The following is a 17033-nucleotide window of genomic DNA, read 5'->3' as shown; positions in this document are numbered from 1 at the left end:
TTAAATGGTTAGGTATTAAAGTTCTATTCTCCTTCAAAATAAGAAAAATCAACTTCTTTCACAACAAACTTTTTCTTGTTACTAACCCCAATATTATTTTCTATCATCAACTTAGCTAATTTCTTACCATCAATCAGAACAATTTTTTTAACATCTACCAATCTTTCAACATATTCTTCTGCTGCCTTTGAAAAGTTAGATGTTGTGATAAAAATTCCTTTTTTAGCACCTTTAGCGTCTAATGCCCCTGAGAATCCCATCACTTCTGGACTTCCTACTGTATTTTCCCACCGTTTTGCTTGAACATAAATATTGTCCAGGCCTAATTTGTCTTCTTTGATAATGCCGTCTAAACCACCATCATTAGTCCTTTTAGTAACTTCTCCATCACCATATCCCATAGAAGTTAATAGCTCTACGACAATCGTTTCTAACCTACGCCAATGGGCTTGTTTAAGGTGTTCGATTAAATCTTTAATTAAATCAGACTCAATTTCTTCGACTTTATCCTGAATGGTTTCAAAAGGGTCAACAACTTTTTCAAGCTCCTCAATTTCATCTTCTTTTTCTTTAGAATTATCATGGAGAAGTTCTAAACCTTCTTCTGTGATTTGATATGTATATTTACTTACCTCTTCAATATAATCTTCTTTCTTGAGTGAGTATCTTGCTGACCTCATTCTATGAGCAAAAATAAACTCTTTACCATCGGAATAGGTGATGTTTAATTGCTCCTCTGATAATCCAAGTTGATCAATAACCCCGTCGTTTATCATGGTCGTGGTATAAGGTTTTTTATCCCTAAGAACATTTAATAAGGGAATTAAAAGTTCCTTATGAGCAGGAAGAGAATTAGCAATTTCCTTGTCATGATACTTAACAGATATATTGTTTGTTATTAAATCAGTGGTTTCTTGTTCTGTTTTTGGAATGCCACTCTTTTTAAATACCTCCAAAATTTCGTTCTTTGTAAGACCCTTTTCGCTTAAGAATTTTATTTTAGATAAAACATCAAATGACTCATCACTAAAAAACTTCTTTCTGCCATCTTTCTTCACTGGAATAAACTCTGAAAAATATTTTATCCACCATCTACCATTGGCCTCTGACCACCCTACTTTTTTTGATAAAGCAATTTGAGTCATATAAAATGGTTTTTTCATGATATAACACCCTCAGAACATTTTAGTTATATTTTACCATAAAAATAGTTTTTATTAGTAAATTAGTAAATTTCAAGAAATAAAACCTTGTTCAAGTTGCCGGGCTTACAGGTAGTGAGAGGAAGACGGGCTCGATCAAATGTTGAGAAATATTAAGATCATGTCCTGGGTACATTGAATGCTATCGGTATCTAAGGTCTGCCCCCAAATGATGATATTGGTCTCGATTCTCCTCTACACCTAGTAGAAAATACTCCCTTCTAAGTGCTCGAACCAGAGGTCCTCCGATTAAACTACTCAAACATCATGATTACACTTATCATGCCAATGAAATATCAAATCTGCGCCTTCCCCTATCTACATCCTTAGCGTCTCTAATGGCGGTGGTGTTGATGTTGTTGTTCTCTAAAATCTATTCTTTCTCTAAGATCTTAAGTCTGTTTGCAGGTTATTTCCGTACCTGATTCACATGCTTTTCGCCGCACGAAGACATTCCGGAATCAGCTTTATTACCAAGCCGGTCAATCCCAGAATCATCACCACTCTTTCTTACAGACATACCGATCCAATAGAAATAATCCCCGCAAGCCAGATCATTCATCGGCTTAAACGTATAGATTCTCCCATACTTATACTTCCCAGATTCCAACCACTTACAAAATGGCCACAATCTCACTTTATAAAGCAGGTCCTCTCGAAACTTCCCAATCGACCGAATATACGGCCTTCCATCAATCACCATACACCCTAACTGAACTAGGCCCTCATACATGGCATTCAACAGAATCCAAATATACAGGTGATTAAATGTATCCAAATCGAACATCCATTGGTTTAAATTTCTCCATCTATCCATTTGATTCACTCCTGTTTCAATATGTATTCAACCCTTATATAGTGAGATTGGCTGGGAAAGGATACCCCTTAGATCAACTTTCTTATTAAAATATGTTGTTATTAAGTAGAGCAAGGCTAAACGCTAGAAGTGGAGGAGAAAATGAAGAGCAAGTTTGTTATCTTAAAAATCTTAAAGATAATTTTTACCCTTGGATTAATCATTTGATAAACAGGTTCATATCCGCAACTCCTTTGAGGCAAACGCAAACAAGAAAAGCTAAATTCTTTTCTCCACTAGTTTTATCAACAAAGAAAAAAACCTCATTCGCCCAAATGCACGAATGAGGTTTACCACCACAAGTTATTCTGAAGAGTCTTCTATATTCTCCTCCGTCACCAACTTCAACGGAACTGGAATTTTCTTGTCTACCTTCTTCCCTGACAACACATCAGCCCCAGCCTGAACGGCCAACGAACCAATCTTCTCAGGCTGCTGAGCAACAGTCGCAGACAGGTTACCATTTCGAATGCTAGTCATCGCATCTTCATTTCCATCAAATCCAACGACTAGAACGTCACGACCTGAACTCTGAATTGCCTGCAGTGCTCCCAATGCCATTTCGTCATTATGAGCGAAGACTGCTTTGATATCTGGATTCCCCTGGATCAGGTTCTCCATCGTATTCAAACCTTCTGTACGATCGAAGTTTGCTGTCTGCTTGGCCACGACATCGAGCTTTTCATCCGCGATGTTGTGGAATCCTGCTCCACGCTCACGGGTGGCGGATGCTCCAGGTACACCTTCGAGTTCTGCAACCTTTGCTCCTTCACCGAGCTGTTTGACAAGGTATTCTCCTGCCATCTCGCCACCCTTTTCGTTATCGGAGCTGACGAGTGTGGCGACGTCTCCTTTTTCCGCTGAGCGGTCAAGGGTGACGACGGGGATTCCCAGGCTGTTGGCGGATTGGACGGCAGTGGAGATGGCCGCTGAATCCGTCGGGTTGATGAGTAAGACGTTGACGCCCTGCTGGATGAGGTCTTCTACGTCATTGATCTGTTTTGCCGCATCGTTTTGTGCATCGACGACGACGACTTCCATGCCTTGTTTCTTGGCTTCGTCTTCTACCCCATTTTTCATGGAGACGAAGAATGGGTTATTCAGGGTTGAAACGGATAGTCCGATTTTGATGTCTTCAGGGTTTGAGCTTTTATTTGGTTTCGCCCATTCCGGCGGCTGCAAGGAGCAGGCGCCTAGGAATAGGAGTGATAGACTGATTAGTAGTAACCATGCTTTTTTCATAGTATCCCTCCTATGCTGCTTTCTTTCGGTCGATGAGAACGGCGATGATGATGACGACACCCTTTACGACCATTTGGAAGAAGGATGAGACGCCGAGCAGGTTCAGACCGTTGTTTAATGTTCCGATGATGAGTGCACCGATCAGTGTTCCGACGATCAGTCCGCGTCCGCCTGAAAGGCTTGTCCCGCCTAGGACGACGGCGGCGATAGCATCAAGTTCATAGGATGTACCGGCTGTCGGCTGAGCTGAATTCAGGCGTGACGTCAGGATCGCTCCTGCGAGTGCTGCCAGTAAGCCGGCCAGGGAGTAGATCATCACTTTGATGCGCGGTACTTTGATCCCTGAGATCAGGGCTGCTTTTTCATTCCCACCGATGGCATACGTTTTTCGGCCGAACGGTGTTTTGTGAAGGATGACCCACAGGATCGCGAACGTCAGGATCATTGTGACTGCAGGTACCGGGATTCCAAGGAAGTATCCTCTTCCGAACAGTTGGAATGCATAGCTGTCGCCAAGTCCCGTAATTGGGTTACCGTCTGTGTATACAAGCGTCAACCCGCGGAACATGGTCATCGTTGCGAGTGTTGCGATGAATGGTGCCATTTTTCCTTTTGTGATGAGTAGTCCGTTGACCATTCCCATCACGGCTCCGAGGATACAGCCAATCAGGATCGCAAGAATTGGGTCGATACCCGATACCATCATCCCGGCCATGAGGGCACTGGATAAGGCGAGGATCGAGCCGACGGATAAATCAATTCCTCCGGTCAAAATGACGAAGGTCATCCCGTAGGCAATCAGGGCGTTGATCGCGACCTGTCGTAATAGATTCAATAAGTTCAAGGGTTCTAGAAAACTAGGGTTGATGATGGATACGGTCGCAATCAGCACAAACAGTCCGAGAAGTGGACCGAGCTTTTGCATCAGATTGCCGACGTGATTCGTTTTGAGTGCGTTATTCATGTGCGTGACCTCCTGTCGCCAATGTCATGATTTTTTCCTGTGTAGCGTCTTCTTTTGATAGCTCTCCTGCGATGGTCCCTTCATGGACGACGAGGATGCGGTCGCTCATCCCGAGTACTTCTGGCAGCTCGGATGATACCATCACGATCGCGACGCCCCGGTCGGTGAGCTCGTTCATCAGTTGATAGATTTCCCGTTTTGCTCCAACATCGACTCCCCTTGTCGGTTCGTCGAGGATGAGCACTTTCGGACCGATGCCGATCCATTTAGCGATGACCACCTTCTGCTGGTTCCCACCCGAAAGGTTCTTTGCGTGAGTCCGGGCTGATTCCGTCTTGATCGTCAGCCGTTTGATGAGCATTTCCACAAAGTCCTGTTCGCTTTTATCATTGATCAAACCTTTCTTCGTGAAGCTGTAGAGGCTTGGAAGGGCGATATTATCCTTCAGGGAAAAGTCGAGGACGAGTCCTTCATCCTTCCGATCCTCGGTGATGAATCCAAGACCGAGCTTCACCGCTTGATCGGGTGTTTTAATCGTGACCGGTTTCCCGTTCACGAGGATTTCGCCTTCATATCGTCCGTCGAGTCCGAAAATGGTTCGCATAATTTCCGTTCGTCCTGCCCCCATCAATCCTGATACACCAACGATTTCTCCCGAACGTACTTCGAAGCTTACCTTTTCAAACAGTCCCTTTTTCGTCAGGTTCCTCACTTCAAGCATCGTTTCGCCTGGTTTTGGTTGGCGTTTTGGAAAACGATCGGTCAATTCACGTCCGACCATTTTCTTAACGACCTCATCGAAGTTCGTCTCGGGGATCGGGGTCGTATCCACCGTGCGTCCGTCCCGCATGACTGTGATCGTGTCACAAATCGTGAAGATCTCTTCCATCCGGTGGGAGATGTACACGATCGACACGCCGGCTTTTTTTAGAGAACGGATGACGGTGAAGAGCGTCTCGATTTCCCGGTCCGTCAAGGCCGCTGTCGGCTCGTCCATGATGATGACTTTCGCATCCGTCATGAGGGCTTTGGCGATTTCAATCATCTGCTGCTGCCCGACCGAGCACTGTCCTGCTTCTTTGGTGAGAGGGATGGAAATGTTCAGTTTCTTAAACTGCTCATCCGCAACCGCTTTCATTTTTCTCGTATTAATGAGACCGAATTGTGTAACCGGTTCCTTATTGATGAAAAGATTCTCAAGGACGGTCATCTCCGGCCAGACGTTCAACTCCTGATGGATGAAGGCAACACCGAATTCCTCGGCCTGCTTCGGATTATCAAACGTCATGTCCTTCCCGTCGATGGTGATCGTACCCTGATCCTTCTTGTGAAGACCCGTCAGGATGTTCATCAGAGTCGACTTTCCGGCACCGTTTTCTCCCATCAGGGCATGGACTTCGCCTTCCCCAATCTCGATGTCCACTCCTTCTAGAACCTGGTTGGTGCCAAATGCTTTATGGATATTCTTCATGCTGATCTGCATGCTACTACCCCCTTTGTTTTAAAAAATGACTCCCGCGTGAAGGATACAATTCGCATACGGTGTGACTTCCCCCGTACGGATGACGGCCTTCGCCTTATGGGTTTCTTTTTTGAAATCTTCATGGGATACATACTGGATCCCGTCGAACCATGAGGTCATCTGTTCATGAACCCCCGCATTCGTTTCTACTTCTTCTGCAAGCGTGACGGTTTCGACAACCATTTCTTCCTTTAACAGTTCGACCACGTCAAGGAAGGACGGCTCTCCCGGTTTCAATGCCAGGTCGATTTTCACGACGTCTGACGGAATCGGGAGACCGGCATCGGCCACGACGATCGTATCCGTGTGGCCGAGATCGGCTAATATTTTTGCAATGTGACTGTTCAAGATGCCATGTCGTTTCATTCTGCCAGCTTCCTTTCCACTTCGTCTCTTGTCGGCATTCCGCCCTGTGCCCCGAATCCGGTCACGGAAAGGGATGCGGCGCGGTTTGCGAATCGAAGGCTTTCTTCCATTGACTGTCCTTCAGCAACAGCCGTTCCGAATGCGGCATTGAACGTATCGCCTGCCCCAGTCGTATCAACGACTTCTACTTTGAAGGAAGGAACGAGGACTTCCTTTGTTCCATTATGATAGCGAACTCCCGCTGCTCCTTCGGTAATGATGACTTTGTCAGGATATTGTTTCAGTGCTTCTGACGGTTTCATTCCATTAAAGAGCACATCTGCTTCATGTTCATTCGGTGTCAGGTAGCTCGCGCCAACGATGACATTCTGTGAAATCTTTCGTGCCGGTGCCGGGTTAAGCAGCAGTGGTACTTCAATCTTGTTGCACAGGTCTGTTACGTACTCAACGGTTTCCTCTGGGATTTCCTGCTGGATCATGATGAGATCGCATGTTTTGAGAAAATCGGCTGCTTTTTCCACGTACTCAGGTGTCACAAGATCATTTGCCCCTTTAACGACGACGATGCTGTTGTCCCCTTCAGCGAGGATGATATGAGCGGTTCCGGATTTCTGACCTGTAACCGGTTCCACATAGTCGGTATGAACACCATTACTCTTAAAGTTTTCCAAAATCTCTTGGCCGTAAGGATCTTCGCCTACGCATCCAATCATGTACACGTCCGCCCCAAGCCTTGCTGCTGCTACGGCCTGGTTGGCGCCTTTTCCACCGGGTACCGTGTCAAAGCTGTCGCCGAGTACCGTTTCCCCTGCACCGGGCCGCTTCGCTGATGTGACCACTAGATCCATGGATGAACTGCCGATTACGGCAATCTTCGCTTTTTTCATCTTCCTTCATCCCTTTCGTGTTGTGTTTCGCTGTATGAGTTCAACCGGAAGCTGAACACTTGTATCGATGTCTTTTTCTTTTTTTATCAGTTTAATCAGAAGTGCCGCGGCCTGCCTGCCCATTTCGTAAGCCGGCTGCCTGATCGTGGAGAGCGCCGGATAGGAAAGGCTGCTCTGAGGGATGTCATCGTAGCCGATGATCTGTACGTCTTCAGGTATCTTCTTCCCGAGCCTCAAGGCCTCATGGAGAATCGCGATCCCGACGATATCATTGCTTGCGATGACCCCGTCCGTATCAGGATAGGTCGCGAACAGTTCCTCTGCCCAGCCCTTTGCGTCTTCAAAGGAGAACGAGGTCGTGGACATCACCGTGAAGTCGACGTCTGTCCCGCTTAAGTACTCGACGGCTCCCCGGAATCGGTCCTGTGCCGGCTTCACTTGTGCCGGTCCCTTCATGACGGTGATCCGCTTCGCCCCTTTTTCAAATAAGGTCTTTGCCGCCAGGCGCCCCCCTTTGCGACCATCCGCATAGACAGCCGGATAGTTGTCCGTGGTCCGGTCAAGGAGGACGAGTGGGAGATTCAATTCACTATACAGCTGGTCATGCTCCACATGATTGGTCGCAGAAATCATGCCAACGACATTGTTCTGAACGAAGGTCTGGATATAATCCAGTTCCTTCTGAATGTTCTCGTCACTGTTTCCGAGGAGGAGCCTGAACCCCGCCTCGCTCACTTCATCCTCGACCCCTCTCGCCAGCTGCGGGAAGTACGGGTTGGTGATATCCGGAAGCAGCAGTCCGATAAGTCTCGACTCCCGTTTATAAAGGGAGCGTGCCACCTCGTTCGGACTGTAATTCAGCTTCTCAATCGCCGTCATTACCTTCTTCCTCGTCTCGGCTCCTACATAGCCGTTATCATTCAGCACCCGGGAGACCGTCGCCACCGACACCCCCGCTTCACTCGCCACATCCTTGATTGTTGCCACGTGCGTCACTTCCTGTTCGTTTTGGTTAGTTAGTGTGTAACCGGTTACACACAAGATAACACATTTTTGTAACCGGTTGCAATAGTTTCATTTGTTTTGTTCTCTTTTTAATGGATGGAATGGACGTGTTCGAGGGGGGGATTTTATCCAGATGTGAATAGATATCAACGAATATTACAGAATTTACTAATATTTCCCCCTTTGTTCCTTTATACTTACGTTAAGGGGTGAAGCAATGAAAAAAGGCTGGATTTCAATTGTCGGTGGAATTATAGTAGGCTTGATTCTCTCTTTCTTTACGCTCGAATATGATGGATGGAAATATATTACGGTCAGTGGTAACGGAGAAGTAGAACAAGTCATTCATGAGCTTGACTTTAACCTTATCACAAACACTTTTCTTTTGATGTTCGCATGTGGAAGTGTCATTTATTTGATATTATCAATGATTGAAAAGAAGAAAAATTAAGGGGCTATTTTAAGCTGCCGGTCATTCTAACAAGTATTTTTTCGGCGGTACTGATTTTCATTACTGTTTTTTCGATGATTAGAGTCTTAACGATCGCTTATACAAGAAAGGAAATTTCGACTTTGAAATTTTCCATATTAACTGTTTCATTTATTGGAGTAGGTATGATGATTGCTGCTATTTTACCTTTTGGTTATCAAAAAATATTTGAAATGATCATTTAATTCATTACTTGGGAGCTAGAAGATGAAAAATAAAAAACAAAATAGAAAAGAATTTTTTAAAGATACCCTAATAGAGTCTATATCTGAAGTGGTTTTCAACATCTTATTGTTTATACCAAAAATGATTTTTCGCTTGATAAGAAACATTTGGTAAAAAAAGGGATGTGGCCATTAAATGTAATTTTCTAATAGAATTGAGGAGAAATGGATGTCTCAGGATGGAATTGTATTAATAGCAAGTGTATCAATCCTTAGTAATGATAAAGTGTTAATGATAAAAGAGAATAAACCCACTGCGGTCCTTAAGTGGAACTTTCCGAGTGGTCATATAGAGTATGGTGAAGACATTCTTTATTCAGCTCAGAGGGAAGTAAAAGAGGAAACGGGGTTAGATGTAAAACTGATTGGCACGACTGGAGTATATAATTTTATCAGTAATACGAATCATCAAGTCATTTTGTTTCATTTTATTGGTGAGGTTACTGGAGGTACATTATCTCTCGAAGATGAAGAAATAACTGATAGTAAATGGATAAAAATGAAAGACCTTTTAGCATTTGAAAATGAGGAATTACGAGAACCGCATGTATTAAAACAAATACTTACTAACTTATTGGAAGAAAACATCTATTCAATCAGCGTCATTAATGAGCAACTTTTTAAGGGACCTAACTAAAGACCAGATGATCCTATTAAGGCTATCGCCTTTTTCATTAATGGGCAGGATACTTGAATAAGTGGGATACTTAAATAATTGTTATTTCTCTTCTTAGTAGTGAATACAGTTTTACTAAGAAGGGGGTTGTCTCATTGAAAGAGAATAGGTATTTGTTTGCATTTATCATAGGGATAGTCGGTTCTTTAATGGGGCTATATATATGGAAAGACTATATACCAAAATCAACTGGAGATACTATTGACGATTGGATATGGATATTAAGATTGAAGTACGTTATTTTTCTTTATATACCAAGTTGCATAGCTTTGGTCGCAGTAGTGTTTCGTAAAACTCATCTAATGCTATTAGCCTTTTTAATTAGTTTACCCTTAATAAAATATATTGGAGTTAAGCCATTTATTTTCCCTGATACCCTACCTTTAGTTTACTATCCTCTTGTCTGTTACCTAATTTCCTCCATTTTGATGAGGAATGTCTCAAATGAAAATCCTTTAGCCTTCTTTAAGTAACGGGGGCAACAACTAAAAATCAGGCTGTGACCTCAGCTATTGCCCTTCTTCAAACAATGGGCAGGTTAATTGAATGATGATTTTACTGAAAATTGAAACTTTTCCTACTGCTCCATCGTATATATAATTAGTTAGGAGGGAGTTTATGAAAAGATTATTCGTGTTATTCGTCATATTGTTCTTAGGAGCTTGTGGGAACAGTGGGACTTCCAGCAGTCTCGAAGACTTTGATAACTCCAATTTAAAAGAAGACCTTAAAGAGGAGGCATTTCAATCAGAACTGCCTACGAAAATGCCTTTCGAAGTGAAAGAAGCAACTTTTACACCTACTCCAGGAGAGCAAAGAGAGGTAATGCAGACTTTCCAATTCGACGGAGTGGATGGTCAATTGATGGATTTGAAAACCAATAGTGGCGAAGTTCACTTTTCAGGCACTGATAATGAGCAGCAAGTGGAGATTGGTAATAATGAAGGTACTTTTGGAAAAACTGAAAATGGTTCATTGAGTCTTCATTGGAAAGATGGAGACCTGACGTATCACTTAATGGCAAATGGTGATGAAATTACGAAGGAAGAGTTAATTGAAACAGCAACATCATTTGAATAATGGGAGGATGAACAATGGGAATTTATTTAGGAATTGGACTTTTTGTTGTTGTAGCCATCGGTTTATTTGGAGCTTTAGGAAGAAGGACCCTTCAGGGGAGCAAAGATGAACAGTTGCAGGAATTGGAACGTGTGAAATCTCAAAGTAGTGGATTTGGAGGATTTTAATCTTTTCTTGTTTTGTCTTTTAAGTATTAACGTATAAGTTTTCTCATAAATAAGGGGAGTAATTCCAGGTTAATGGATAGCTCCCCTTGTTCCGTTATAGGGGGCTTTAATGGAAGAAGGGTATGCCGCTAATAATTAGTATTACAAAACAAAGAGACTCGTCAATCGACGAATCTCTTTAATTTTTATTGCTGCCAGTCAGTTTGGGTGTCAATAAGAGTGACACTATTCTTTTGCACGAGCACCTTAAATGAAACCATTTAGACAGTTCTCACTTTGCTTCTATAGATAATCCAAAAATAACCCCGGATAATCAGACATCACAACCTCAACACCCGCTTTTTTCACTAACTGGAATTCTTCCACTGTATTAATCGTAAATACGCGCAGAGGCATCCCCATGTCCATCACGTTTCGCCCAGTTGGAGATTGAGCAAATGACAGATCACAGTGAAGTGCATTAACCTGCAAGGGCTTAATCCGATCCAGAATATTCGCTGGAATCCCTTCAAAAAGGAAACCTGTCTCAATATCAGGATCAAGCTCTCTAACCTTTTTCAAACTCGCAGAATTGAATGAAGAAATAATCGTCTGTTCTTTCATCCCTTTTTCTTTGAGCAGCTCCAGGACCTTTTCTTCCAACTGCGGATAGTCGATTAGATCGTTTTTCAATTCAATATTGATGATCATCGAGTCATGGTGAGCGGTCACCACATCGAGGACCTCTTCTAGTGAAGGGATGGACTCTCCTTTAAAAGAGGGGTGAAACCAACTCCCGGCATCATAGGTTCTGAGCTGTTCCCATGTCAAATCCTTCACGTAGCCTGTTCCATTGGTGGTACGGTCGATGGTTTCGTCATGAATGACAACGATCTGACCGTCTTTTGTGAGTTGGACATCCAATTCGATACCATGTGCACCCGACTCTGCGGCTGCTTTAAATGCAGCGAGCGTGTTCTCTGGAGCCTCTCCACTCACTCCACGATGAGCAAATAATTCCATTCTCTTTCCTCTTTTCTTCTCGTTGTTAGAATAGAAACGCCCTTGAAGCATTACCTTCAAGGGCTTCCATCGTTGTACTATTAGTATACGTATTCCAAACAGGTTATACTAGTTCCCTTGCTTTTTGTTGGCTACTTCTATTGAAGGGTCCGTTTCCTTTGCTGCCTGAACTTTCCCCACTCATCTTTCACGATATTTTGATCATAGGCTGCCGGGTTAATGGAGAAGTATACCGTTTTCACATGCCATTCCGCTTGAACCTCAGGTGACGGCAGGTCAAGAACTTCCATGTCGCTTTTTGTTTTGCTTCATCAATAGTAAAGGCCACATGTTAAGACAGTGTGAATTGTATGTTTTAAATCGTAAAGACACAATATACTTTGTTAAGCTTTTCACACCCCTCATTTCTCTCTTGTCCACTTACATTTTTAGGCGTCTGTACCTAAAGAGAGGGACGGACCTCTGCTTTTTTAAAGCAGAAGGTCCGTCCCTCAAAAGTCTGTGCAGAGTGACAAATCACGTTTTATTTTCAATCATTCTAAACTTTTACTTGGTCTAAAATCATAATGACTATCCTAAAGTATATATATTTTAAAAATAGACTTATCAGGAGGAAAACTTTCCATGGAAATAAAACCAACAGTGGACATAATAAACCCAGCCTATCAAAGTACGAAAGGAAAGCTGTTTGCTGGTACTTCCGGGGTATTAAGTACAAGTGCTAGTAAACATGCTTGGGCACAGCTTGTGAATCCGCTCCATTCTAATGTGAATTTATATGTCTCTTTTTTTGCTTTGACAAACTTTTCAACTAAACTAGTGACGGCAGACTTTGTTGTGAATGCTGACCCTCCCGGAACCCCAACTCTATCATCAGACGTAAGTGTTCTAAAACTGGCCTCCAAGCATAAACCTGTGGGGCAAATTTTCTATAACCCTAGTGTTTCAGGCTCATTTTCAGGAGGTAAGATTGTCGGTACAAGAGCGCTAAGTCCCCTAAGAACAGAGCTGGGGTTTAGAGTTGACGGTCGACTAATTATAGAACCAGGAACGAACGCCATGTTCTTTCTATGTAGCCGCTCACCTGCTTCATCTCAGATTGAGTTTGAATGGTTTGAGAGTGAGGAAATCTTTTAATGTAAAGGAAACATCATTCGGTATACAAAGCGAGATTTTCTAATGTAGATCTTAAACCGATGTCATGATCTTCCTTCTTAATTCCTTCAGGGACATTTTCACAAATGATGGTCACTTTTGTACCTCCCGAATTGGGTTCCAGGAGCCATTTCTGTATCATCTCCCCCGAGAACGCAGGGTCATTGGAAATGAATTTTACGGATATCACAATTCTTTTATCTGGAACTAACTCCATAAACGTCCCTTGGACAACATCCGTTTCTTCGGTCGTTTTACCAGGATTTGAATGCTCTGTTTCATACATCAGCGTTAATTTATAACTTCCGCCTTCACGAGGATCAAACATTTCAATTTCACCTGACATCCCTTTTGGCGGAAGCCAGGAAACGAGGTCCTCCGAATTCAAGAAAGAACGATAGATGGTTTGTGGTGATACTGTAATCATTCTTGAAGCAGTATCTATCCTCGTGTTATTTGACGCATCATCCATGACAATCTCCTCCACATTTAAGTTTAGTCACAATTCTCTTAAATAGCCAAATTCATCATCATATCCGCTACAATTCATTTCTTTACATAGTTCAACAAAGAGCTGAAAATCCCTTCAATAGTTTGGAGAACCGATCCTTAACTATATTCTGTTTTTATGAAATAAGAGAGTGACGATCTATAAGGTGACCGAATCCTTTATCCACACCTACCTCCTCTTCTGCATTCACCTTCCCAATTGGGAAATTCGGATATATAAAGTTCCACATAAAAAAGCCCAACTTCTCTACAAATTTAAAATAGAGAAATCGAGCATTTCAGTCCCATCATTTATTTATTGAATTCATTAACTGGAAGAAGTATTGGGGTTGATGGGTCTTATTCAGGTGATACCATGAATCTAATGTATCTGGTGTAAACACGTCCATTTTTTTCAGTACCTCCCTTGCAAATTCCAGAGGAGCTATCCCTGATGCCGTAATTAAATTACCATCTGCTATCGCTGGTCCCGACTCATAGAACGCTTCTCCTTTATAGTGAGGACATACCATTTTCGTATATTCAAAGTTATTACTTGTATGCTTTCGAGTATCTAAGTATCCCATATTCGCAAGGGCCTCAACTGCACCACAAATAGCAGCCACGATCGTGCCATGCTCTAAAGCTTGGCCAACTCTTTCCAAGATCGGTTGATGAATGTCTTCGCTCCAAGTAGTCCCCCCTGGTAAGATAAAAAGATCTTCCCTCTCAAGAGTACATTCATCAAGGGACATATCCGGTTTTATGCTCAGTCCTCCCATCGTCGTAATCATTTCTTTAGTAGCCCCTACTGTCATGACTTTTATAGGCGCTGCATCTTTTTTGAAATATCTTCCTGAGTTTAGTTCAGCCATTACATATCCATATTCCCAGTCTGACATTGTATCAAATACATATAAATAAGCTTTTTGTGTTTGCATCCAAGACCACTCCAATCACCATTGATATTGCTATTATAATAAAACTTCCCTGACAGCTAGCGTCAGGGAAGTTTTATTATTTGATGAAATTTTATTAAAGTTAAGTGAAATCTCTACTATTTTACTACTAAAATCCTTAAAGATATCCCAGCCCCATTATTACTCAGATAAAAAATCTTTGATAGCCTTCTTATTTTCACTAACATCTAAGTCAAGTACTAATCCGACACCATCATAATACTCGTCGGTATATGTATGATCTAATGGTATTCTCATTGATTCAATGCTTTTATTATCTCCTAATACTGAAGTAGCTATGGATAGTACTTGAGGTGTCTTAATATTCGTTCTAATAAAAGGCTTAATTATTCCTAATGTTTTTGGGATTTTCATAACTCCATTTAAATCAGTCATCTCATCTGTTAGTAACTTAAGAACTTCTTGCTGTCTACGTACTCTACCGAAATCACTTTCACTATCTTTACGGAATCTGACATAACTAAGCAACTGATCTCCATCAAGTTTTTGCATTCCAGGATGGAGTGGAGGATTAATCCCTTTGACCATTTCTTTTTCAATGTCCACTTCGACACCATCTGGAAATACTTCATCGATAATACTGGAAAAACCTTTAAAGTCTACTAAGGAGTAATATTGAATATCAATATCAAAATTTTCTTTTAATGTTTTTCTCAATAGTTCTGGTCCTCCAATTGCATATGCAGCATTGATTTTCTGTGAGCCATGACCAGGTATATTAACATAGGAGTCTCTCATAATAGATAAAATTTTCACTTCATTGTTATCCGAATTATATTGAGCAACCATTATGGTGTCAGTTCTTGATATTTCCTTTCCCCTTGCATCCGTTCCAAGTAACAAAACATTCGTTATTCCCTTATTAGGATCTGCTCCATTAAATTCAACCTTCTGATCAAGAATAACTGAATCGTTGGCTGACTTTTCAAGTCCAGCTTGATACTGAAAATATACATAAGAAGCACCTAGTAAAAAAACAAGAAAAAATATAAAAAAGAATAATAATATGATTTTTCTCTTTTTTCTTTTCCTTCTATACATTTTCCTTTCAACTATTTCATTCTTATATATTCAACCTCTCTGAGTTCTATTTAAATCCCTGCTCATAAAGGCATCACCATGTAAAAGGGTGCCACCGCTTTATCCCAAGAACGTTCAAAATTCTGTGCATTTACCCATCATCCTGCACTTTACTTAAACTCGAACAATTGTTTTGATAACCGCGCTTTAAAGGTTTCATCCAATTCAACATAGAATAATCCATCAGTTATAATAGGATGCAAAAATCCTTCCAGAGGAATGTTGTTAATATCCAAAGAATCCATTTCATTGAATACTCTCTTCATTTCTTCAGGTGAAACATTGCTTATTCCTTGTTGGCTGAAAGATTTGAAATCACTTGAATTTAAATAATTCAGCATGTGTGAAAAAAGTCTATTCATAAAATAAGGTGGTAGTTGGTGTTCACCGTCGATTGATAAGATTCTAGCCATTTCTTCACCGCTGACATTTTCCATTCCCTTAGAGTAAGTATATTTGCTTCCTTTAGCTGACTCCATTTCTATATTCTCTTTTACGTTTATCTGAATGTCTTCCATCGAATTGAGAAATTCTTCAACTTCTTCCCTTTCCCACATAAAGTAATAATCAATTGGCATGTCCAATGCCTTTTCCACGGTATTATTTACTGCAGCTGGACGACCAACATAAGCAAAAGCATGAGTCAGTTTATCCTCAGTCAAGATTTCTTTATCTGCATTCAAGATGGGAACCTTAAGGCTGGGAGGAAGCAGAATGACATTTACCTTTTGGGCTCTCTTGTTAACAGTAAAGAGAAGGTTGATGTCCGTACGATTGTCTTCATTGGCTACCATCACCAATATTGAAGTCACCTGATCCTCCTCTTTTTCATCGGCATTAGAAAGACTTAACATCTGATTATCTCTGTGATCGCCTGTCAATGAAGGAATAAACACAAGAAGGAATAGCGATACCAATATAAGAGTTGCCACTGCTGGAAATAAGTGTTTCTTATTCATTACCCCTACAGTTCCGGTAGCCTTTATTTGATTTCTTTCATGTATCTTCTTAAACACTTCTTCGCGATCCTGTTTTGTAAATTGAAGCGAATCTTGGGTTAGCTTAATTGCCTTCCTAATGTTAATGGGATCCATAGATTTCTGCCTCCTCCATCATAGGTTTTAAAACCTTTTTCCCTCTCCTCAGCCTGGTTTTTACCGTATTTGCATTCACACCAGTAACCTCCGATATTTCATCAATGGTTAATGAGAGATAATAATAGAGATAGATGATTTCCTTGTATTTTGTTGGCAAGGAAAAGACAATCTCTTTAATTTCTTGATTGACAGAATTTTGAACGACTTTTTGATCCAATGATTTCTGATATTTTTGCGCATTTTCTTGTATATAGTGCACCAGTTGAACCTTCTTACATTTCCAACTCTTTAAGTAATCTTTACATTCATTTATAGTAATTCTGTATAGCCATGTCCGAAGTTCAGATTCTTTTCGGAAGTGCTCTAGTTGGTTGTAGCATTTGACAAAGGCATTTTGCGCAAGGTCTTTTGCCATGTGCTCTTCCTTTACATAAGTATAGGCAAGCCTTACCAATTCATCACCATAGTCACCCATGGCTTGGTCAAGGATGTCATCTCTTTTTTTTTTGTCCATGTTTATTCCCTTCTTGTATAAGTTACCTGTTTGAC

The 17033-nt window shown here is 41.5% G+C and carries 21 protein-coding genes; 6 read left to right on the top strand and 15 right to left on the bottom strand.

What is annotated here, in order from left to right; genetic code table 11:
* Positions 1-23: 23 nt before the first annotated feature.
* From KYJ26_RS07125 to KYJ26_RS07090, 8 genes are all read right to left on the bottom strand, one after another.
* Positions 24-1163, bottom strand: coding sequence for a restriction endonuclease (locus KYJ26_RS07125; RefSeq protein ID WP_219166593.1), 1140 nt, complete (start codon positions 1161-1163; stop codon positions 24-26).
* Positions 1164-1611: 448 nt separating this feature from the next.
* A complete protein-coding gene (locus KYJ26_RS07120; protein WP_219166592.1) occupies positions 1612-2019 on the bottom strand; it encodes a hypothetical protein in 408 nt (135 codons plus the stop codon).
* 342 nt (positions 2020-2361) lie between these two features.
* Positions 2362-3300 (bottom strand): ribose ABC transporter substrate-binding protein RbsB, encoded by a 939-nt coding sequence (gene rbsB, locus KYJ26_RS07115; RefSeq protein ID WP_219166591.1) that lies wholly within the window; start codon positions 3298-3300, stop codon positions 2362-2364.
* Between the two features lie 10 nt (positions 3301-3310).
* Positions 3311-4264: a ribose ABC transporter permease RbsC gene (gene rbsC / locus KYJ26_RS07110; RefSeq protein ID WP_034756545.1), complete on the bottom strand. Its 954-nt coding sequence runs from the start codon at positions 4262-4264 to the stop codon at positions 3311-3313.
* The gene (locus KYJ26_RS07105) at positions 4257-5747 is read right to left on the bottom strand and encodes a sugar ABC transporter ATP-binding protein (RefSeq protein ID WP_219166590.1); all 1491 of its coding nucleotides are present in this window, start codon (positions 5745-5747) and stop codon (positions 4257-4259) included. Before KYJ26_RS07105 ends, rbsC begins: the two co-directional genes overlap by 8 nt.
* 18 nt (positions 5748-5765) lie before the next feature.
* Positions 5766-6152 (bottom strand): D-ribose pyranase, encoded by a 387-nt coding sequence (gene rbsD / locus KYJ26_RS07100; RefSeq protein WP_219166589.1) that lies wholly within the window; start codon positions 6150-6152, stop codon positions 5766-5768.
* The gene (rbsK, locus tag KYJ26_RS07095) at positions 6149-7039 is read right to left on the bottom strand and encodes a ribokinase (RefSeq protein ID WP_219166588.1); all 891 of its coding nucleotides are present in this window, start codon (positions 7037-7039) and stop codon (positions 6149-6151) included. The genes rbsD and rbsK overlap by 4 nt, the downstream gene beginning before the upstream one ends.
* Positions 7040-7045: 6 nt before the next feature.
* The gene (locus KYJ26_RS07090) at positions 7046-8026 is read right to left on the bottom strand and encodes a LacI family DNA-binding transcriptional regulator (protein ID WP_219166587.1); all 981 of its coding nucleotides are present in this window, start codon (positions 8024-8026) and stop codon (positions 7046-7048) included.
* A gap of 235 nt (positions 8027-8261) precedes the next feature.
* Between KYJ26_RS07090 and KYJ26_RS07085 the strand changes: the two genes are divergently transcribed.
* The 5 genes from KYJ26_RS07085 (at position 8262) to KYJ26_RS07065 (ending at position 10681) form a co-directional block, all read left to right on the top strand.
* Positions 8262-8495, top strand: a complete 234-nt coding sequence (locus KYJ26_RS07085; protein ID WP_219166586.1) for a hypothetical protein — start codon at positions 8262-8264, stop codon at positions 8493-8495.
* A 432-nt stretch (positions 8496-8927) separates the two neighbouring features.
* Entirely contained in the window at positions 8928-9395 is a 468-nt protein-coding gene (locus KYJ26_RS07080) for an NUDIX hydrolase (protein ID WP_219166585.1), read from the top strand.
* Between the two features lie 134 nt (positions 9396-9529).
* Positions 9530-9907: a hypothetical protein gene (locus KYJ26_RS07075; RefSeq protein WP_219166584.1), complete on the top strand. Its 378-nt coding sequence runs from the start codon at positions 9530-9532 to the stop codon at positions 9905-9907.
* Between the two features lie 145 nt (positions 9908-10052).
* The gene (locus tag KYJ26_RS07070; protein WP_219166583.1) at positions 10053-10514 is read left to right on the top strand and encodes a DUF4367 domain-containing protein; all 462 of its coding nucleotides are present in this window, start codon (positions 10053-10055) and stop codon (positions 10512-10514) included.
* 14 nt (positions 10515-10528) lie between these two features.
* A complete protein-coding gene (locus KYJ26_RS07065) occupies positions 10529-10681 on the top strand; it encodes a hypothetical protein (protein ID WP_219166582.1) in 153 nt (50 codons plus the stop codon).
* Positions 10682-10963: 282 nt separating this feature from the next.
* Here KYJ26_RS07065 and KYJ26_RS07060 read toward each other — a convergent pair whose 3' ends face one another.
* Positions 10964-11683: a glycerophosphodiester phosphodiesterase gene (locus tag KYJ26_RS07060; protein WP_219166581.1), complete on the bottom strand. Its 720-nt coding sequence runs from the start codon at positions 11681-11683 to the stop codon at positions 10964-10966.
* 137 nt (positions 11684-11820) lie between these two features.
* Positions 11821-11973, bottom strand: coding sequence for a hypothetical protein (locus KYJ26_RS07055; protein ID WP_219166580.1), 153 nt, complete (start codon positions 11971-11973; stop codon positions 11821-11823).
* 334 nt (positions 11974-12307) lie between these two features.
* Between KYJ26_RS07055 and KYJ26_RS07050 the strand changes: the two genes are divergently transcribed.
* Positions 12308-12820 (top strand): DUF6143 family protein, encoded by a 513-nt coding sequence (locus KYJ26_RS07050; RefSeq protein WP_219166579.1) that lies wholly within the window; start codon positions 12308-12310, stop codon positions 12818-12820.
* A gap of 13 nt (positions 12821-12833) precedes the next feature.
* Here the strand turns inward: KYJ26_RS07050 and KYJ26_RS07045 are convergent, their stop codons facing one another.
* The 5 genes from KYJ26_RS07045 to KYJ26_RS07025 form a co-directional block, all read right to left on the bottom strand.
* The gene (locus tag KYJ26_RS07045) at positions 12834-13310 is read right to left on the bottom strand and encodes an SRPBCC domain-containing protein (RefSeq protein WP_219166578.1); all 477 of its coding nucleotides are present in this window, start codon (positions 13308-13310) and stop codon (positions 12834-12836) included.
* 325 nt (positions 13311-13635) lie between these two features.
* Positions 13636-14268 carry a type 1 glutamine amidotransferase family protein gene (locus KYJ26_RS07040; protein ID WP_219166577.1) on the bottom strand — a complete coding sequence of 211 codons (633 nt, stop codon included), beginning with the start codon at positions 14266-14268 and terminating at the stop codon, positions 13636-13638.
* A gap of 159 nt (positions 14269-14427) precedes the next feature.
* Complete coding sequence (locus KYJ26_RS07035; RefSeq protein WP_219166576.1) at positions 14428-15348, bottom strand: LCP family protein; 921 nt, start codon at positions 15346-15348, stop codon at positions 14428-14430.
* A gap of 149 nt (positions 15349-15497) precedes the next feature.
* Entirely contained in the window at positions 15498-16481 is a 984-nt protein-coding gene (locus KYJ26_RS07030) for an LCP family protein (protein WP_219166575.1), read from the bottom strand.
* Positions 16468-16998, bottom strand: coding sequence for a sigma-70 family RNA polymerase sigma factor (locus KYJ26_RS07025; RefSeq protein WP_219166574.1), 531 nt, complete (start codon positions 16996-16998; stop codon positions 16468-16470). Before KYJ26_RS07025 ends, KYJ26_RS07030 begins: the two co-directional genes overlap by 14 nt.
* Positions 16999-17033 lie beyond the last annotated feature (35 nt).

The sequence above is a fragment of the Rossellomorea orangium genome (assembly GCF_019334305.1).
Lineage (GTDB): Bacteria > Bacillota > Bacilli > Bacillales > Bacillaceae_B > Rossellomorea.
This window is presented reverse-complemented; position numbering and strand designations above follow the sequence as displayed.

Bases quoted from the DNA above. Each gene is read 5' to 3' on its own strand.
- KYJ26_RS07125 (WP_219166593.1), bottom strand. From the start codon at position 1,163: ATGAAAAAACCATTTTATATGACTCAAATTGCTTTATCAAAAAAAGTA.
- KYJ26_RS07120 (WP_219166592.1), bottom strand. From the start codon at position 2,019: ATGGATAGATGGAGAAATTTAAACCAATGGATGTTCGATTTGGATACA.
- rbsB (WP_219166591.1), bottom strand. From the start codon at position 3,300: ATGAAAAAAGCATGGTTACTACTAATCAGTCTATCACTCCTATTCCTA.
- rbsC (WP_034756545.1), bottom strand. From the start codon at position 4,264: ATGAATAACGCACTCAAAACGAATCACGTCGGCAATCTGATGCAAAAG.
- KYJ26_RS07105 (WP_219166590.1), bottom strand. From the start codon at position 5,747: ATGCAGATCAGCATGAAGAATATCCATAAAGCATTTGGCACCAACCAG.
- rbsD (WP_219166589.1), bottom strand. From the start codon at position 6,152: ATGAAACGACATGGCATCTTGAACAGTCACATTGCAAAAATATTAGCC.
- rbsK (WP_219166588.1), bottom strand. From the start codon at position 7,039: ATGAAAAAAGCGAAGATTGCCGTAATCGGCAGTTCATCCATGGATCTA.
- KYJ26_RS07085 (WP_219166586.1), top strand. From the start codon at position 8,262: ATGAAAAAAGGCTGGATTTCAATTGTCGGTGGAATTATAGTAGGCTTG.
- KYJ26_RS07080 (WP_219166585.1), top strand. From the start codon at position 8,928: ATGTCTCAGGATGGAATTGTATTAATAGCAAGTGTATCAATCCTTAGT.
- KYJ26_RS07070 (WP_219166583.1), top strand. From the start codon at position 10,053: ATGAAAAGATTATTCGTGTTATTCGTCATATTGTTCTTAGGAGCTTGT.
- KYJ26_RS07065 (WP_219166582.1), top strand. From the start codon at position 10,529: ATGGGAATTTATTTAGGAATTGGACTTTTTGTTGTTGTAGCCATCGGT.
- KYJ26_RS07060 (WP_219166581.1), bottom strand. From the start codon at position 11,683: ATGGAATTATTTGCTCATCGTGGAGTGAGTGGAGAGGCTCCAGAGAAC.
- KYJ26_RS07055 (WP_219166580.1), bottom strand. From the start codon at position 11,973: ATGGAAGTTCTTGACCTGCCGTCACCTGAGGTTCAAGCGGAATGGCAT.
- KYJ26_RS07050 (WP_219166579.1), top strand. From the start codon at position 12,308: ATGGAAATAAAACCAACAGTGGACATAATAAACCCAGCCTATCAAAGT.
- KYJ26_RS07045 (WP_219166578.1), bottom strand. From the start codon at position 13,310: ATGGATGATGCGTCAAATAACACGAGGATAGATACTGCTTCAAGAATG.
- KYJ26_RS07040 (WP_219166577.1), bottom strand. From the start codon at position 14,268: ATGCAAACACAAAAAGCTTATTTATATGTATTTGATACAATGTCAGAC.
- KYJ26_RS07035 (WP_219166576.1), bottom strand. From the start codon at position 15,348: ATGTATAGAAGGAAAAGAAAAAAGAGAAAAATCATATTATTATTCTTT.
- KYJ26_RS07030 (WP_219166575.1), bottom strand. From the start codon at position 16,481: ATGGATCCCATTAACATTAGGAAGGCAATTAAGCTAACCCAAGATTCG.
- KYJ26_RS07025 (WP_219166574.1), bottom strand. From the start codon at position 16,998: ATGGACAAAAAAAAAAGAGATGACATCCTTGACCAAGCCATGGGTGAC.